The sequence below is a fragment of the Paenibacillus roseus genome, assembly GCF_016424485.1.
In the GTDB taxonomy this organism is placed as follows: Bacteria; Bacillota; Bacilli; order Paenibacillales; family Paenibacillaceae; genus Paenibacillus_D; species Paenibacillus_D roseus.
On sequence record NZ_JAELUP010000016.1, the window covers coordinates 53820 to 69493 of the forward strand.

A 15674-nucleotide genomic window follows, 5' to 3' on the forward strand; every position below is an offset into this window, starting at 1 on the left:
GGCTCACAGCTTGCATAACTTAACTGAGTTAGGGAAATCATGTCAATGTGGCATTTGACTCGGAAGGGAGCGGGCCTGTTGACTGTGGAGCGAATCATTATCATTTTGGCCTGGATCATAAGCCTGGTTGGTTTACTTGTTCTGAAAAGGCTGTCTTGGCGGGAGAAGTTCCTGCTGTTTATTGCGGTTCAGTTTTTTACATGGTCGCTGGGCATGATCAATGTCGAACTTGGAGTGATCCAATATCCGGTGCGTGATTTTTCGGTCGCAACATCCGTGAACTTCAGCTTTCATTATGTTTTGTTTCCGGCGATAGGGGTCTATTTTGTCGCTTATTACCCGGCGGGCCGTCGGCTTATCAGCCGATTGCTGTATAATTTCTCCTTTGCGGCAGGCTTTGTGATCGGCTACGTATTGTGCCGGAAGTATACCGAACTTGTTGATTTCAAACCTATATATCCTCTCGTTCTGGCTCTCAACGTCTGGATCGGATTTAATAGCGTTAATCATTATTATGACTGGTTTTATGGGAAGCGGAGATTGCGGAAAGAAGAGGTTGCCCCATGAAGCTGAACTTGAACTCCATCATATTGTGCGGCGTTTATGCGGTGACTCTGCTTTCCTTGCTTTGGATACCGCGGGGTCGGGGGAGAGAGGCGCAATTCATTTTCCTTTGCCAGGGAATGATGACTTGGATTTTAGGACTGCTGGCAGTGGAATTTGGTTGGATTGCGTATCCTGCCCGCGAGCTTCAGAAGGCTACGCACACCAGCTTTGCTTTTGAATTTCTGGTCTTTCCTGTACTCTCTATATTTTTTACGCTATTTTATCCTGCAAATAAAAGCCTGCTCCTGAAGGGTGTGTATACGCTCGCCTTCGGCGTAGGGGTTTGCATCCCGGAAGTCATCCTGGAAACGTACACCGAGCTGGTGAAATACAATCAGTGGCGCTGGTACTGGACGCTGTTCAGTGTCATGGTGACTTTGCAGCTGTGCCGGGGGATATACCTCTGGTTTTTCAGAGTGAGTCCGGCAAGAATCGGCGAGGGGTAAGCTTTCGATGCCAAAAAAAGCAGCCGCGCGGCTGCTTTTTTTGTAGGGGGTCAACCCCGTCCGTTATTCTTTTTGAAGCAGATACTCAATAAATTCGTAGGCATGCTCACGGCGCTCTGAATCGGCACGGATACCGACGACATATTCATCCGACTTTGGCGGCAGCTCCAATAGCTTGCTGTGCGAAACATCAATGCCATATACATGGTCTCCCGTATCATCACTGGTCCTGGAACTCATCAATTGATCCGGAAGCAGCAAATCCTTCCACGAACCGTTCACTTTATCATCCAGGGGGATGAGCAGACCTTGCGCGGCAAGCTGTGCGAACGTAGTCTTGTCAAACACATAGACATCGGAGTGTTCCGTTATGATCATCAGCACAGCCTTTTGGATGTTTGCCATATCAATCTCGTTGCGGGCATCTTTGGGCACATAGGTCAAGTCGGCTTTGATTCGTTTCCATTCCGGGAAAAAGCCCAGCATCTGCTCTTCCGTGATTTTCATATCATTACTTTGATCTGCAATAAGAAATTGCCCGTGATACATCACTTGAACATCAATTGGCGGGAGCTTGGCCAGTTCGGCTTTTTCCGCCTGGTTGTCCATATAGCTCTTGATTCCGTAACCGATTAGAGCCAGCAGCAAAACAGCGCCCAGCAAGTGATATTTATAATAGTGGAAGAAGTGGTCGGTCTTCTCCGCAGCACCGGCCATCTTTTTATATTTTCCATACTGTTTGGCGGTCATTTCTTCAAGAGCTTGCTGGTTATCGGCATTCAGGATAAACTTGTAGGCGCGGTTAATCTCCTCAAAATCAAAGTCCTCGACCGACCCTTCGTCTTCGCTTCTCTTCTCGCGTGCTCTGGCTCGTCGGACTAGCGTCATGTAGCGTTTTTCTACGTCTTCCTTGGAAGCGCCTTCGGGAAGTCCAAGTGTTTCATATGCTTGTTTTAAATTTTCCAAACTTGCTTCACCTCACAACTAAATCGCATACCTACTAGTATACGTGTCTTTTTACGGCACGTAAACCTTTCCAACCCGTGCCGAAGCAGGGAAACGGTTCGTTCTTAACGAATAAGAATACAGCAGGAGGTTGAAAAGATCCAAATTTAGCGGCAGCAGGGGGATAAGGGATGAGGACCATAACCGTTCAGGAGCTTGCAGACCAATTTTCGTTAGAAGTACTGGCAGGCTTTCATCATATGCAGCGAAAAATCGGAAAATCACGAGCCTATCGACCAGGGCTTGAGTTTGTAGGCTATTTTGATTTTTTTCCACAGGAGCATGTGCAAGTGCTCGGAAAAAAAGAAATTACGTATTTGCATAAACTGGACCTCGATGAAAGAAAGCAACGTATCGGAAATATTGTGAAGTATCATCCTCCTTGCTTTATTGTCACTGCAAATCAGGAAGGACTTAAATATCTGACGAAATATTGCGAGCAGGAGGAAATTCCGTTGCTTCGCACAGGGGCAACAACGACTGAATTTTTGGGCAGATTGGATGCCTACCTGACAAAAACGCTGGCTCCCCAGATCGCTATCCATGGCGTGTGTTTGAATGTATCGGGGATCGGAATTCTGCTTCGCGGCAAATCAGGAGTCGGCAAGAGCGAGACCGCCCATACGCTGATCCGCCGTGGACATCGGCTTGTAGCAGATGATATTGTAGTATTGAAGAAGCTTAGCCCACAGACGCTGCTTGGGACTCATGATGAGAAGACCAAGGAGTTGCTGGCGCTGCGCAGCATTGGCCTGATCAATGTGTCCCGGCTTTATGGCCGCAAGGCTTTTCAAGAAGAGACGCGCATTGTCCTTGATATCGAGTTGACCAAGTGGCAGGAGAATGCTCTGAATAATGAGCTTGAGCTGGAACCTAGTTTCACAGAGTACATGGACGTCAAAATTCCGCATATAGAGATTCAGTTGCAGCCGGGACGAGATGTTGCGGGTCTGATTGAAGCCGCTGCGAACAGCTGGTATTTGAGACAGCAAGGTTACAGCGCCGCCGAGGAATTTATGAAGCGGCTGAAGATGGATTAGCGAAAAATTTTAAAATTGGTACTATTTCCATATCGTTCAGGATACAATAAAATAACGGCTTCAAATGGCCCCTGCTTGTGACAAAAGTTTCAGGACTTGGCTGGGAGACCGCAGCATAAGGAGGGATCGTTATCTATTATTCGAAAAAAAATGTAGAGCCGACGCCCGAGGAACAAACTGCAATCTGGACATGCAGTAATGACAGCTGCAGTTGCTGGATGCGAAACGATTTTTCGTTTCTCGAAGAACCTCATTGTCCCATCTGCAAGTCGGAGATGAGCCAAGGGACCAAGCTGCTGCCTGTGTTGAAAAGCTGACCGGGGGCGGGATTATCATGTCCTGCGCTCCGATGCATGATGATGCAATAGCATGCAAAAAACGGCCCCGCAAGTAAACTGGGGGCCGTTTTTTGCATGGGGCAATGGCTTCGTCCAGGCGGATTCCGGGCTAGTCGGCTTTGCCGTTTTGCAACGTCGGATCAGCCTTCCTGCAGGCTCTCCTGGAGTAATTCCTTCATTAGCTGAACATAATGCTTCATCATCGTAACGGAGCTGTATTGGCCACTAAAGTCCTCCAGGCCCAGGTAGCCGTTATAGTTCACCGCGCGCAAATCCTCTATGACCTGTCTGAGCGGCACGATGCCTTCGGTGATCCCGACCCATTTGCTGCTCCAAACGTACTCACGGGCTGAAAGCTGCTCTCCCTGTCTGAACCAGCCCGCATTTTTAATATGCACATGAGCCAAATACGGTCCGAGCAATTCCATGCCCATACGATAATTTTCGAAGCCTTCATGCACCATATTGCCAGGGTCGTAAAGAACACCTATCCACTTTGGGTCGAGTCCTTCCACCAACCGATACGCAGAAGAAGCGCTAGGGGAAATCGTCGCATGATGGGTCTCGATGACCCCTTTGACGCCGTATTGCTTGCACAGCGATTCGGCTTCTTTCAAGTAGTCCCGTTCCTTTTGGAACAGGCTGCCGAAGCTCTCCGTCCGGTTATAGCCAGGTACGCCGAGCCGAATGATGGAGGCGCCCAAATATTGTGCCGCCTGAAGCACTTTCTCTGTAGCCTTCAAATCCCCGGCTGTCAAATAAGGAGTCACGCTGACATGCTCAAGGCTTGCTGAGGCGGCGGCTTGCTTGTAGCGGTCCCAGCCGCTTTCGTCCTCGAACGGGGAGATGGAGCAAAGATTGTTCCGCCAGAAGGAAGGAGCTTCATTCTTGAACTCCTCGGGAGTTTCCTTAAACCGCCATTCGATGCCGTCCAGTCCGGCTTCCTTGGCAGAAGCAGTGAGCTGCTCCGGCGACAAGTCCGGGGTAGCGACAGTAAATACAGATAGCTTCATTGGTTGTCCTCCTGATCCCTTTTTGTTAAGAGCGTTATTCAATCCGAATGGCTTGCTGCTGAGCAATGAGACACAACTCGGCGGCTTTGAATATGTGAGCTTGGGTCATGGCCCGCTCCGTTCTTTCCAGACAGTCGAGGATGAGTTCCCCAAAGAAAGGGTAGCCGACCTTGCCCTCCAGCTCGATATGCTGCTCGCCGTCTGCATTCACGAGATAGAGATGGTTGCCCTGCTGACTGCGGGCGATATCCACATATTTGCGCAATTCAATATAACCTTCTGTACCCAGCAGCAGTGTGCGTCCGTCCCCCCAGGTGGACAATCCGGACGGGGTCAGCCAGTCGACACGGAAATATTGAGTGGAGCCGTTGGCTCCCGTCAGCGTGGCGTCGCCGAAATCCTCCAGCTCCGGGTATTCCTTGTTGTTGTAGTTGGCGACCTTGCTGCTCACTACACGGGCATCCGTATTGCCGGTATAGTACAAAAACTGCTCGATCTGGTGGCTGCCGATATCGCATAGAATGCCTCCGTACTGCTCATGCCGGAAAAACCAGTCCGGCCTGGAGGATGCATTCAGCCTGTGCGGTCCAAGTCCCAGCACCTGTACGACACGCCCGATCGCTCCCTCGGCAATAAGCTGCCCGGCGAACACGGCGCTCTCCACATGCAGCCGCTCACTGAAATAAACGGTATACTTGCGTCCCGTCTCTGCAGCAACTGCTCGCGCTTCCTCGAGCTGTGCAAGTGTCGTGAATGGTGTCTTGTCTGTGAAATAGTCCTTGCCGTGGCGCATAACCTTCACGCCGAGCGGTCCCCGTTCGCAAGGGATGGCGGCGGCCGCGACGAGGCGAATTTCCGGGTCCTGCAAGATATCCTGCTCGGACGAGGCGATTCGAACACCCGGATACTGTCGGCAAAAAGCCGCTACTTTCTCCGGGTCAGGGTCATAGACCATCTTCAGCACAGCGCCAGCTTCGATCAAGCCATTGCACATTCCATAGATATGTCCGTGCTCCAGGGCCATGGCCGCGAAGATAAACTGCCCCGATGCAACGACCGGACGCGGTTTGCCCTTGGGGGCGTAATTCATCCCATCCTGCTTGCTCATCGTACCGTGTCCTCCTTGCTAATGTGTGCCTTTTACATCCAGCGCCTGATAATTATCAGCCTGTTTGTCGGATTTGGATGCGCGAATTCGTTCTTGCAGCTTTTCGTAGAACAGCTCTTCATTAATCGGCAGTTCCACCCAGTCATCGATCCAGGTCGATAGAAGCATGGCGTTGGACAAGGTCAGTCCATGGATTCCTTCCTCGCCTGGCGCGAGCAGGGGAGTCCCGTTCAATATGGCATTGGTCCAGTTCTGGGTAATTCCCTTATGTTCGTCGCTGTGCCCATGGATTGGGATTTCGCACTTCCAGCACTCCGGCTGCCCGAAGCCGCCCGTAAAGCTGCGATTAAATTCCGTCTCGGACACCCTTGTCCGCCAAAATGTCATCTTGCCGTCCTCGATTACAATTTTGCCACGCTCGCCGGACAGCTCGAAGCGGTTGGTCCCCGGCGTCTCAAAGGTGGAAGTGACGAACAGTCCGGTAGCTCCGTTCTCATATTCCACATAGGCGGTTACATCATTTTCAACCTCGATATTGCGGTGTTTTCCGAAGGAGCAGAATGCCCGGACCCGCTTGGGCATCATTCCGGTTGTCCACTGCCACAGATCAAGCTGGTGAGGGTCCTGATTGATCAAGACGCCGCCGCCCTCTCCTGCCCATGTAGCACGCCAGCCGCCGGAATCATAATAGCTTTGGGAGCGGTACCAGTTGGTAATCAGCCAGTTGGTGCGGCGGATTTCGCCAAGTTCACCGGAGCTGATGAGATCTTTCAGCTTCTGATACAGCGGGTTGGCACGCTGATTGTACATAATGCCGAATACTTTGCCGCTGGCTGCGGCGACTTCATTCATTTCTCTCACTTGCTTTGTATAGACACCGGCCGGCTTTTCGATAAGTACATGAAGCCCTGCCTGGAGCGCTTCAATAGCCTGCGACGGATGATCGTAGTGGGGGGTGCAAATAATAACGCCGTCTACAAGCCCGGAGCGCAGCAGCTCCCTGTGATCCTCAAATTGAGCCACATCGCTTCTCAGCTCTTCCTTGGCCCATTGGAGCCTCTCCGGTCTCGGGTCTGAAATCGCTGTCAAAATTGCGCCGGATACTTCCCCATTAACCAGATAGCGGGCGTGACCGCTGCCCATATTGCCGAGTCCGATAATCCCGATTCTGAGCTTGCCCATCGTTTGTATACACATCCCTTGTCGTATGATGACCCCATTGTAGCATGCGGCGGCGGACCTTACTTTACCGGCATTGTCTGAACTAAGGGTTTCATTTAACTGTGGTTGCCAAATAATATCTGTTACCTGTGAATGAACCGATATTTTAGCAATAGAAAAGGACCCTTCTCATCGTCGTTTCCTACGAATGACAGGGGCCTTTGTTTCCAATCTTTTTGTTTGCAGGAAAAAAAACGACCCGCCTCATGCCGACGGGCCATCAAGAAGGATTAATACTGTTTTTTCAGCAACTCTCTGATTACGGCCTGTTTCCGCTTCGTGACCGGGATTGTCTTGACATCCCCCACCTCGGGACCGAAGTAGAGAAGATCGTTCTCAATGGCGCTGATTCTTCCCAGATTGACATAGCAATCCGATTTTACCTGCACAAAGCAGGATTTGGAAATCATAGATTTGAGCTGCTCCGCGGACAACCTTTTTTTAATATTGTAATTCCTGCCGTGGAAGCTGACCATGCCCAGTGAGCCGACTTTGAAAAAAAGAATGTCCGTTTCCACCTCAAAGTTTTCATACACGTTTTTGGTTTCCAACGCTACACCCATCCTTTTCAAGCTCCCCCCATTTGAGATTCGCAACATTAATGTTAGCGCTTACAAATTGTATCACACAAGGGCCTGGCTTGAAAAGCTATTTTTCGGGAAATAATATGTGGCCTGTTCGCATTCAGGTAATTGAAGATGGTATGATAATTGAATAACGAGGAGCGAGAGGAGGATAGCGGTGGCAGGGTGGCAGCGGTTGTATGGGTATGGAATGGCAGCGGTGATCGTACTGTGTATAGCAGGGGAATTGATCTGGGTGCCGGATGTCCTCCATTGGAAAGGTATTTATTGGCTGGATATGCTCAATTGGCTCGTTTTCTTGTTGTTGCTTCCTCCTGTTTTATGGGCGGCAGGAGCGGTTCAAGGGCTGCGCTGGGAGCTTGAGAAGGAGAAAGCTTTGGGAGAGCTGGCGCACAGGGAGAGAAAACGTCTAACAGTCAGCGTCATCCGAAAAGGGGCTATCCTGGCATTCTCTTTGATTTGTATTGTGATTTTACTATATATGGGCATCAGGCGGGAACTTTCCTTTATGTTTCTCCTCGTTCTGGCCGGTTTAACAATTCTTATTTGGCTTGCGGCGATCTGGGATATTATAATGTTCGAAATCCGCAACCGCGAAAAGCAATTCCCCTGGCGGGGAACCACGCTGTTCATACTGTCTGCGGCAATGCTGTCCATGTTGTTCTGGCCGACCTCATCTCTTGTTACATATCCCGGCCTGACAATTAACATGAACCGTTATGTCCATGTGGAAGGCGGCCAGCCTAAGGGTGAAATTATGGGATTGCTTGTCTTTGACCGCCCGGCCTTTCCCGCTGACTATTTGTATGCCAGATTGTTCCCGGCTTATCAATTTCGGCCGCTGGAGTCGCTTGGCATGTCCATAGGCGAATACGAGAGTCTCGTCCGGGATTTGAAGACCGAAGCTGACCAGCTTGGCAGCGCCATCGCCTTTCGTGAAGCTGGAATTGGGAAGGGCATTGCGAAAAATGGAGCCAAGGTCTTGCTGGTTGATACTTCCGGTCCTGCTTCAGGCCAGCTTCATCCGGGTGATGTTATTACCCGTGTGAACGATAGCCCGGTAACTTCAATGGATGGCTTGAAGGAACAAATGTCCAAGGTCCTCCCCGGTGCGACTGTTCGAATTGAATTGCTGCGGAAGGGCGAGAAGCTAATTCTTGAGCTTGACACAATCCGGAATCCGAATGATAAGCAGCAGGCTATTATGGGAATTCAGGCGATGGACAGCCTTTCTCTGGATTTGCCGCTGCCGGTCACCTTCACGTCTTATTTTGCTCATGAAGGCGGTCCGTCGCATGGAGCGGGGCTTGCACTTACGCTCCTGGATCAATTGACGCCCGGCGGGATTACGAATGGTCACCGCGTCGCTGTCACCGGAACAATTGATGCAGGCGGGGGCGTCGGGCGCATTGGCGGCATAGAGCAGAAGGCTTTTACCGCACAGCGGGCTGGGGCGGATGTATTTTTTGTGCCTGCCGGGCAGGAAGATGACGCGCGCAAGGGAGCTAAAAGGCTGAATATTGTCCCTGTGAGGACACTTGATGAAATTATAGGATGGCTGCGTAAACGGACTGTATAAGGTGAAAATGGTATGTAAAGCTGCAACTAGATGTTTTTTTCGTCTAAGGAGGCGTATTCCCGGCTTTGACTTTCAAAAGTTCTGGTAGCATAATAATTTTTATTTGAAACTTACTATGTACAGACAGACGAATGGCACATATTCGTCTGTTTCGCTGTCAAGGGAGGAAGCGAATGTGCTGTTGAATGCTCTGCAGAGCCTGCGGACAAAGCCGTTCGGATTTTTTACTGTGTTGCTGCTGTTAAAGAGCTATCTGGCGTATGTGGCCATTTTCGGAACCGAATTGTCCCTGGCTCCTTTGTTGACGGAGATTCCTTTTATTTGGCTCATTTTTTGCCTGATTGAATGGTTCGCGTCCAAAAGAAAGCTGCTCTATTACTTTCTGACCAATCTGCTCGTTACCGCAATCTTTTTCGCAGCAATTATGTATTACCAATATTATGGCGTCATCGTGGATTATCATGCGCTTGAGCAGGTCAATCAGGTGACGGCTGTGAAGAACAGCGTATTTTCATTAATCAAGCCCTATTATTTGCTGATTTTTACGGACATTGTCGTCCTGGCCGTCTTCTATTTGAGAGGAAGAAAGAAGCTGGACTGGCGACTTCCTTCTTCGGGGCGCGAGCGCAGGGGCTACATGACCGCCTTGTTCGTAGTCTCGGTCGTGATGTGTTTTGTGAATATCTTCCCTAACCGAGCCAGCATGAATGAGCTGAAAAAAGCGGAGGATATGGGCATTCTCAACTATGAAGCGTACACGATCTTTTCCAAAAAGACGCAGGATTGGACGCCCCTCGCGGATATTACTCAGGAGAAGATTGACGGCATCAAGCAGATTCAACCGCTTCAGTCTCTCGAGTATCAAGGCGCTGCTAAAGGCAAAAATCTGATCATTATCCAGATGGAATCGTTTCAAAACTTTCTTGTTGGTCTTGAGCTTGACGGGCAGCAGGTTACACCGAATATCAGCCGTCTGATGAAGGAGAATTTCTATTTCCCCAATTTCTATCAGCAGGTGGGACAGGGGAATACATCCGATGCGGAGTTTATCGTCAATACTTCCCTGTATATTCCGCAGCGGGGCGCGGCTACCGGAGTCTATGCCGGCAAAGAGCTTCCCAGTCTGCCTAAGCTGATGAAATCCCAAGGCTATAATACGGCGACGTTCCATACGAATGTCGTGGAATTCTGGAACCGCGGGGAGCTGTACAAGGCGATTGGATTCGACCATTACTATGATGCGAAATATTTCGGTGAAGAGGATACAGTCTTTTTCGGCGCTTCAGATGAAGTGCTGTATCGGAAGACGCTGGATCAGCTGAAGGAGATGGATCAACAGCCTGAGCCGTTCTACGCCCAGATCATCTCCATGACGGCTCACCATCCCTATTCGATTCCGGAAGAGAAGTACAAAATGAAACTGCCTGAGCGCTTTGAGGGGACTTTCGTCGGTGATTATATCCGCGCCCAGAATTATGCCGATTACGCGCTCGGAGAGTTTATCGCTGGCTTGAAGGAACGCGGAATTTGGGATAACAGCATCATCGTTATTTACGGGGATCATCTTGGTCTTCCGATCTACTCCTTGGAGCGGAAAGATAAGGAGTTGATGGAGGAAATTTACGGCCGCGAATACAGCTATACGGACATGATTAATATTCCGCTGGCTGTAATTGGCGCTGATTTCACCCATCCGACGGTGTTTCCGCAAATCGGTGGCCAGGTGGATGTTTTGCCGACGATAGCCAATCTGATGGGGATTGACCTTGCCGGGCAAATCCATTTTGGTCAGGATATCATCAATCAGACTTATAATGTTCTGCCGCAGCGCTATTATTTGCCTTCCGGTTCCTTCGTGAGCGAAAAATCGCTGTTCATGCCGGGAAGCGGCTATGAGGACGGCACTCAGTATCCGCTTGCCGGGGACGGAGGGCATCATAGCGGAGGCGCGACAGAAAAGGAATATAATCAGGCGCTTGAGCTGCTGCATCTCTCCAACAGTTACGCAGGTCAGCTGCCTGACCGCGTCAGGGAGCCGCAATAGCAACTGTCTCAACCATACTGCACAGGTGGCTCCAAAACCAAATTCAAGGCGCCCGCAAGCATCGGTCCTAACCGGGGAAGATGCTGCGGGCGCCTTGTTCAAGTTGAGCGAATGAAAGTCTGGCAGGTCCTTTGTTTGCTCAGGTTATGGATGATGCGGCAATAAAATTCCGTCCTCCACGATTGGATGCGTTTCAAGTTCCGGTCCCAGAACATTCGGGGAGTCTAAGGGTTCTTCGTCCGGCCTTACATCGGTCCTTCGGGATACGCCTATAATGGTAGGCTGCGCTGGATAGGTGTCGGTTGATATAAGCTCCTGCTCCATCTTCTGGTCCTGCTCCAGACGAGTGCGGTATACCTTTACAACGTAGCCGGTAGATCCCTGCTTCAGCACAACCCGCCCGCCGCGGCCTGCAGCATTGCTCACAATTTCCTTGACAGGAGGGGTGATGGTCTTGACGAGTTTCGTCTCGATTGTATATCGGGTTGTCTTCGGGATGGAGCCGAACAGCTTGACCGTAAGTGTCCGGTTGTACACTTCAGTTCGAATGATCAGATGATGTGCTGTTGAGTTGCGGAAGCGGAAGTTGAGGTAGCCTTCGGCAAAGGTCGCATCGCGCCCCATTGGCAAGTATGGCACAGCCCTGGAGTGGTTGCGGCGCTCGACAATCTCCAGTCCCGCGAGAAGGGCTGCATTGTACAGAGTGCTTGATACCTGGCAGATTCCGCCGCCAATTCCGGGCACGAGCTGTCCGTTTACGATGACGGGGGCTTCACGGAAGCCGTAGTGCTCTTGCGCCGCGGTAATGACCTTGCTGTAATCGAACAGTTCACCGGGAGCAAGCTCCCAGTCGTTTAGTATTTTGGCTGTAGAGGTTACATTATAGGCCCGACCTTCCGAACTGCGGGCAAATTCTGTGCTGAAACTAGATATTTTCCGTTCTACGCCTTGTCCCTTTAAATAATCCAAGGTGATGGCAGGATGCACAGCGGCAATTTGCAGTCTGAACGAGCGTAGTTCGCCCCCGGCTTGTCCCTGCATGACTTGATTGGCCCAGCCGCTGACCTGGGCGAACAGCTTATCCAATTCCAGACGATGCCCGTCTTGATGAGGTTCATAGACAATCTGGTCGGCAGCAGTAATGGAACGGCGGGCGTTCACAGGCTCGTTATATTCCAGCCAGCCCCATTGCGACCGGATGGTCTTCTCAAATGTTTTGACGCCTTCTGCAAGCTGCACCGGAATTTGCCGCGGGAAGTGGTAGCGGTAAGTGATCTTCTCAGCAAGATTCCCTTCATGAAGAGCGAGTATCCTGTTGCGAATGTTCTCCCGTTCAACGGCAAACCCCAATTGGCGGAGTGCCCACTGCCGACTGTTCTCCTTGGTATCGTTCAGTGTAATTCGAGCCTGCAACTTCTCCAATTCATTCCATGCCACCTCTAGCTTATCCAGCGCCTGCTCTGTCCCAAGTCCGCCGATGTGCACAGAACCTACAGTCGTGCCGTCGGGTATACGATTCTGGGAGGCATAAATATAAAGCAGCCCCCAGCTGGTTGTTACAATGAGGATTACGATGCCAGCAATAATAAAAGCGACATGGAGTTTTTTCAACGTCGAGTCCCTCCTTGTTTTTAACTTGCAGAGGAAGCAAAGCGGTATCATTTCTATAGATATGCGGACGGGTCTGCGATTTGACCACCAACTTGTATAAAACCGACTATTTTTGATTATGCCGGGCTCGCAAAAAAAATTAAAATTATTAGAATATTGTCGAATAAAAAGTTTTTGAGAGGAATTAAGTGTTTCCTGTCGAAGAAGATAAAGCTGATAATCTACAGGATGTGATAATGTGATCGAAATGCAAGATATTTGGAAGACGTATGCTAATGGCACACATGCTTTGCGCGGCGTCTCTGTAATCATAGAAAAAAATGAATTTGTCTATCTGGTCGGACCCTCCGGGGCCGGGAAATCGACGTTTATGAAGCTGATTTACAGGGAAGAGGTTCCTACCAAAGGCCAAATCTCCGTCAATGGTTTTAATATCGGCAAGCTTAAGCCCCGTAAAATTCCATTTGTCCGCCGCAATATCGGCGTTATCTTTCAGGACTTCCGCTTGCTGCCAAAGTTCACTGCGTATGAGAATGTAGCTTTTGCCATGGAGGTCATTGAGACGCCGCGGCGGCTGATCAAGAAGCGGACGATGGAGGTGCTTGAGTTGGTAGGGCTTAAGGGCAAGCATAACAGTCTGCCTGCACAGCTATCCGGCGGTGAGCAACAGCGGGTAGGCATCGCCAGAGCCATCGTTAACAATCCGGCCGTTATCATTGCGGATGAGCCGACAGGAAACCTGGACCCGGAGACTTCATGGGGTATTATGAATTTGCTCGAAGAAATTAACTTCCGGGGAACGACAATCGTCATGGCTACGCATAACCGGGATATTGTCAACAAGCTCCGCAAGCGTGTCATTGCCATTGAAGACGGAATCATTGCTCGGGACGAGGCCAGAGGGGAGTACGGCTATGAAATTTAGGACGATCCTCCGGCACATCAGAGAAGGAACAAAAAATATTATCCGCAACGGATGGATGTCCTTTGCTTCCCTTAGCTCCATCGTTATTTCCTTGTTTATTCTGGGCGTGTTCCTGCTGCTGGCCCTCAATGTCAATAATCTGGCCAACCAGATTGAGAGTCAGGTTGAGGTTAAAGTCTACTTGCAGCTTGGTGTCGAACAAAGCAAGGTTGAAGAACTGCATAATGCAATTGCCAACATGCCGGAAGTACGTTCCGTTAAGTTCGTCTCCAAGGCGGAAGGTCTGGAACTGCTGCGTGTAAGTTTGGGCGAGGACGGCAAGGATTTGCTTGAGGGCTTTGACGAGACCAATAACCCGTTGCCGGATTCGTTTACAGTCGAGGTCATTGAGCCGCAGACAATTTCATTTGTAGCCAACAAGATCAAAGCGATCAATGAGGCAGACCCAACCGTCCCGATTACGAATGTAAAATACGGGCAAGGCACAGTAGAGACATTGTTCAAATTTACAACAGCGGTTCGCAACATCGGTCTGATTATTGTAGCTGGTCTGGCGCTGACCGCAATGTTTCTCATATCGAATACGATTAAAGTGACGATATTGGCGCGACGCCGTGAAATTGCGATTATGAAGCTTGTCGGGGCAACGAATCATTTTATCCGCTGGCCGTTTTTCATCGAAGGCGCATTAATTGGTCTTTTGGGTTCGGCAGTTACAACCGCTATCCTGCTGGTGCTGTATCAGCAGCTTGTGCAAATCACGCAATTTGAGCTGGGGCTCATGATGATCAAGCTGGTGACGATCGAGGATGCAGGTTGGCTTATTTCCGGAGTTTTAATTGCAATCGGTACATTGATCGGGATTTGGGGAAGTACGATTTCGGTTCGCAAGTATCTGAAAGTGTAGGTGAGATATTAGTGAAGAAGGCGTTAACACTTCTTACAGTTCTTATAATGGCGGTTGTATTATTCCAGCCTGCGGACGGACAAGCAGCCCCTTCGGAAGTGGACAAAATTAACCGGGAACTGGAAAAGGTCCGCATTGAAATGAAAGCTGCGGCGAGCAGCAAGCTGCATGCTCAGGAAGAGTTCAAGGCAATTGAGCAAAAAAAAGAAGAAGCCGCCCAGTCCGTTACGAGAATCATGACCCAGATCAGCCAGACAACAGAAAATATGCAAGGTGTGCGCGACCGTCTGGCGGTTACGGAAGGTGAACTGGTGGAGGCCGGAGAAAGTCTGCAAGAAGCAGAGAAGCGGATTGAAGCGCGGGACAAGCTGCTCCAGTCGCGAGTTCGGCTGTTGTATACAAGCGGTTCCGTTTCTTATCTGGATGTGCTGCTAAGTTCCACCAACTTTGTCGATTTTCTTGATCGGTTTGACTCTATTCAATCGATTTTGTCACAGGACAAGACGATTCTTGAGGAACACAAGAAGGATAAAGAGCTTATTGTAATCAAAAAGGCGGAAGTAGAGACGAAGCTTGTAGAGGTAAAAGATCTGTACGGCCGTCTGCAAGTTTACTATGCGCAGCTTGTGGATAAGGAGAAAGAAAAGGAAAAGATGATCCTTTCCTATTCCGAGCAAATGGAAGAGCTAGAGGACATTTCGGCGGAGCAGGAAGCGTTGATTATGAAGCTCGCCAAGAAGGCTTCGGACCTGGAGAAGCAGCGTAATCGCGTACAGTCCCATTACAAGTCCGGCGGCAAGCTGCTGCGCCCAATCGGAGATGGCTATCGGATCAGTTCGGGCTTCGGGCCGCGTACACACCCGATTACCGGGGAAAAAGGCAAGATGCATCAGGGCGTTGACTTCCCGGCTCCTGCGGGAACGGCAATCTATGCGGCAGAATCCGGTGTAGTTCTGGTGGCTCAAGCGACCAGTGGTTATGGCAATACCGTTATTATCGATCATGGCAATGGCCTGTGGACGCTCTATGGGCATATTCGCAACGGAGGCATAAAAGTCGAAGCTGGCGAAAATGTAAAACGCGGACAAAAAATTGCTGAAGTCGGAACGACTGGCAACTCGACAGGCAATCATCTTCATTTCGAAGTGAGAAAGAACGAGAAGCCGCAAAATCCGATGAGCTATATTCGGTAAATGCAGTGTATTCATAATAAAATGCCAATTGCTCCCCCTGCTTCGGCCGGAAAC

The 15674-nt window shown here is 50.1% G+C and carries 15 protein-coding genes; 9 read left to right on the forward strand and 6 right to left on the reverse strand.

Annotated elements, in window-relative coordinates; all coding sequences use genetic code 11:
* Window positions 1-45: 45 nt before the first annotated feature.
* Together JFN88_RS06555 and JFN88_RS06560 are read left to right on the forward strand one after the other, a co-directional pair.
* Window positions 46-567, forward strand: a complete 522-nt coding sequence (locus JFN88_RS06555) for a CBO0543 family protein (protein WP_199018538.1) — start codon at window positions 46-48, stop codon at window positions 565-567.
* A complete protein-coding gene (locus JFN88_RS06560) occupies window positions 564-1052 on the forward strand; it encodes a CBO0543 family protein (protein ID WP_199018539.1) in 489 nt (162 codons plus the stop codon). The genes JFN88_RS06555 and JFN88_RS06560 overlap by 4 nt, the downstream gene beginning before the upstream one ends.
* Before the next feature lie 63 nt (window positions 1053-1115).
* Here JFN88_RS06560 and JFN88_RS06565 read toward each other — a convergent pair whose 3' ends face one another.
* Entirely contained in the window at window positions 1116-2018 is a 903-nt protein-coding gene (locus JFN88_RS06565) for a J domain-containing protein (RefSeq protein WP_199018540.1), read from the reverse strand.
* A gap of 170 nt (window positions 2019-2188) precedes the next feature.
* On the opposite strand from JFN88_RS06565, the gene hprK reads away from it, so the two are divergent.
* On the forward strand, window positions 2189-3097 hold the full coding sequence (gene hprK / locus JFN88_RS06570; RefSeq protein ID WP_199018541.1) for an HPr(Ser) kinase/phosphatase: 909 nt from the start codon (window positions 2189-2191) through the stop codon (window positions 3095-3097).
* A gap of 131 nt (window positions 3098-3228) precedes the next feature.
* Window positions 3229-3414: a cold-shock protein gene (locus JFN88_RS06575; protein ID WP_199018627.1), complete on the forward strand. Its 186-nt coding sequence runs from the start codon at window positions 3229-3231 to the stop codon at window positions 3412-3414.
* 161 nt (window positions 3415-3575) lie between these two features.
* On the opposite strand, the gene JFN88_RS06580 is transcribed toward JFN88_RS06575, so the two are convergent.
* The 4 genes from JFN88_RS06580 to JFN88_RS06595 all read right to left on the reverse strand — a co-directional run bounded on the left by JFN88_RS06580 (window position 3576) and on the right by JFN88_RS06595 (window position 7340).
* Window positions 3576-4448, reverse strand: coding sequence for a sugar phosphate isomerase/epimerase family protein (locus JFN88_RS06580; protein WP_199018542.1), 873 nt, complete (start codon window positions 4446-4448; stop codon window positions 3576-3578).
* 34 nt (window positions 4449-4482) lie between these two features.
* Window positions 4483-5556, reverse strand: coding sequence for a Gfo/Idh/MocA family protein (locus JFN88_RS06585; protein WP_199018543.1), 1074 nt, complete (start codon window positions 5554-5556; stop codon window positions 4483-4485).
* A gap of 18 nt (window positions 5557-5574) precedes the next feature.
* On the reverse strand, window positions 5575-6738 hold the full coding sequence (locus tag JFN88_RS06590) for a Gfo/Idh/MocA family protein (protein ID WP_199018544.1): 1164 nt from the start codon (window positions 6736-6738) through the stop codon (window positions 5575-5577).
* A gap of 269 nt (window positions 6739-7007) precedes the next feature.
* Window positions 7008-7340, reverse strand: coding sequence for a LytTR family transcriptional regulator DNA-binding domain-containing protein (locus JFN88_RS06595; RefSeq protein ID WP_199018545.1), 333 nt, complete (start codon window positions 7338-7340; stop codon window positions 7008-7010).
* Between the two features lie 178 nt (window positions 7341-7518).
* Between JFN88_RS06595 and JFN88_RS24955 the strand changes: the two genes are divergently transcribed.
* Window positions 7519-8940: a PDZ domain-containing protein gene (locus JFN88_RS24955; protein WP_199018546.1), complete on the forward strand. Its 1422-nt coding sequence runs from the start codon at window positions 7519-7521 to the stop codon at window positions 8938-8940.
* A 175-nt stretch (window positions 8941-9115) separates the two neighbouring features.
* Entirely contained in the window at window positions 9116-10984 is a 1869-nt protein-coding gene (locus tag JFN88_RS06605; RefSeq protein ID WP_379166190.1) for an LTA synthase family protein, read from the forward strand.
* Window positions 10985-11128: 144 nt separating this feature from the next.
* On the opposite strand, the gene JFN88_RS06610 is transcribed toward JFN88_RS06605, so the two are convergent.
* Window positions 11129-12595 carry a VanW family protein gene (locus JFN88_RS06610; RefSeq protein ID WP_199018547.1) on the reverse strand — a complete coding sequence of 489 codons (1467 nt, stop codon included), beginning with the start codon at window positions 12593-12595 and terminating at the stop codon, window positions 11129-11131.
* 238 nt (window positions 12596-12833) lie between these two features.
* On the opposite strand from JFN88_RS06610, the gene ftsE reads away from it, so the two are divergent.
* The 3 genes from ftsE to JFN88_RS06625 are packed head-to-tail and all read left to right on the forward strand — an operon-like array spanning window position 12834 to window position 15620.
* On the forward strand, window positions 12834-13520 hold the full coding sequence (ftsE, locus tag JFN88_RS06615) for a cell division ATP-binding protein FtsE (protein WP_332908442.1): 687 nt from the start codon (window positions 12834-12836) through the stop codon (window positions 13518-13520).
* Window positions 13510-14427 (forward strand): permease-like cell division protein FtsX, encoded by a 918-nt coding sequence (gene ftsX, locus JFN88_RS06620; protein WP_199018548.1) that lies wholly within the window; start codon window positions 13510-13512, stop codon window positions 14425-14427. Before ftsE ends, ftsX begins: the two co-directional genes overlap by 11 nt.
* A gap of 11 nt (window positions 14428-14438) precedes the next feature.
* A complete protein-coding gene (locus JFN88_RS06625; protein WP_332908443.1) occupies window positions 14439-15620 on the forward strand; it encodes a murein hydrolase activator EnvC family protein in 1182 nt (393 codons plus the stop codon).
* Window positions 15621-15674: the final 54 nt, after the last annotated feature.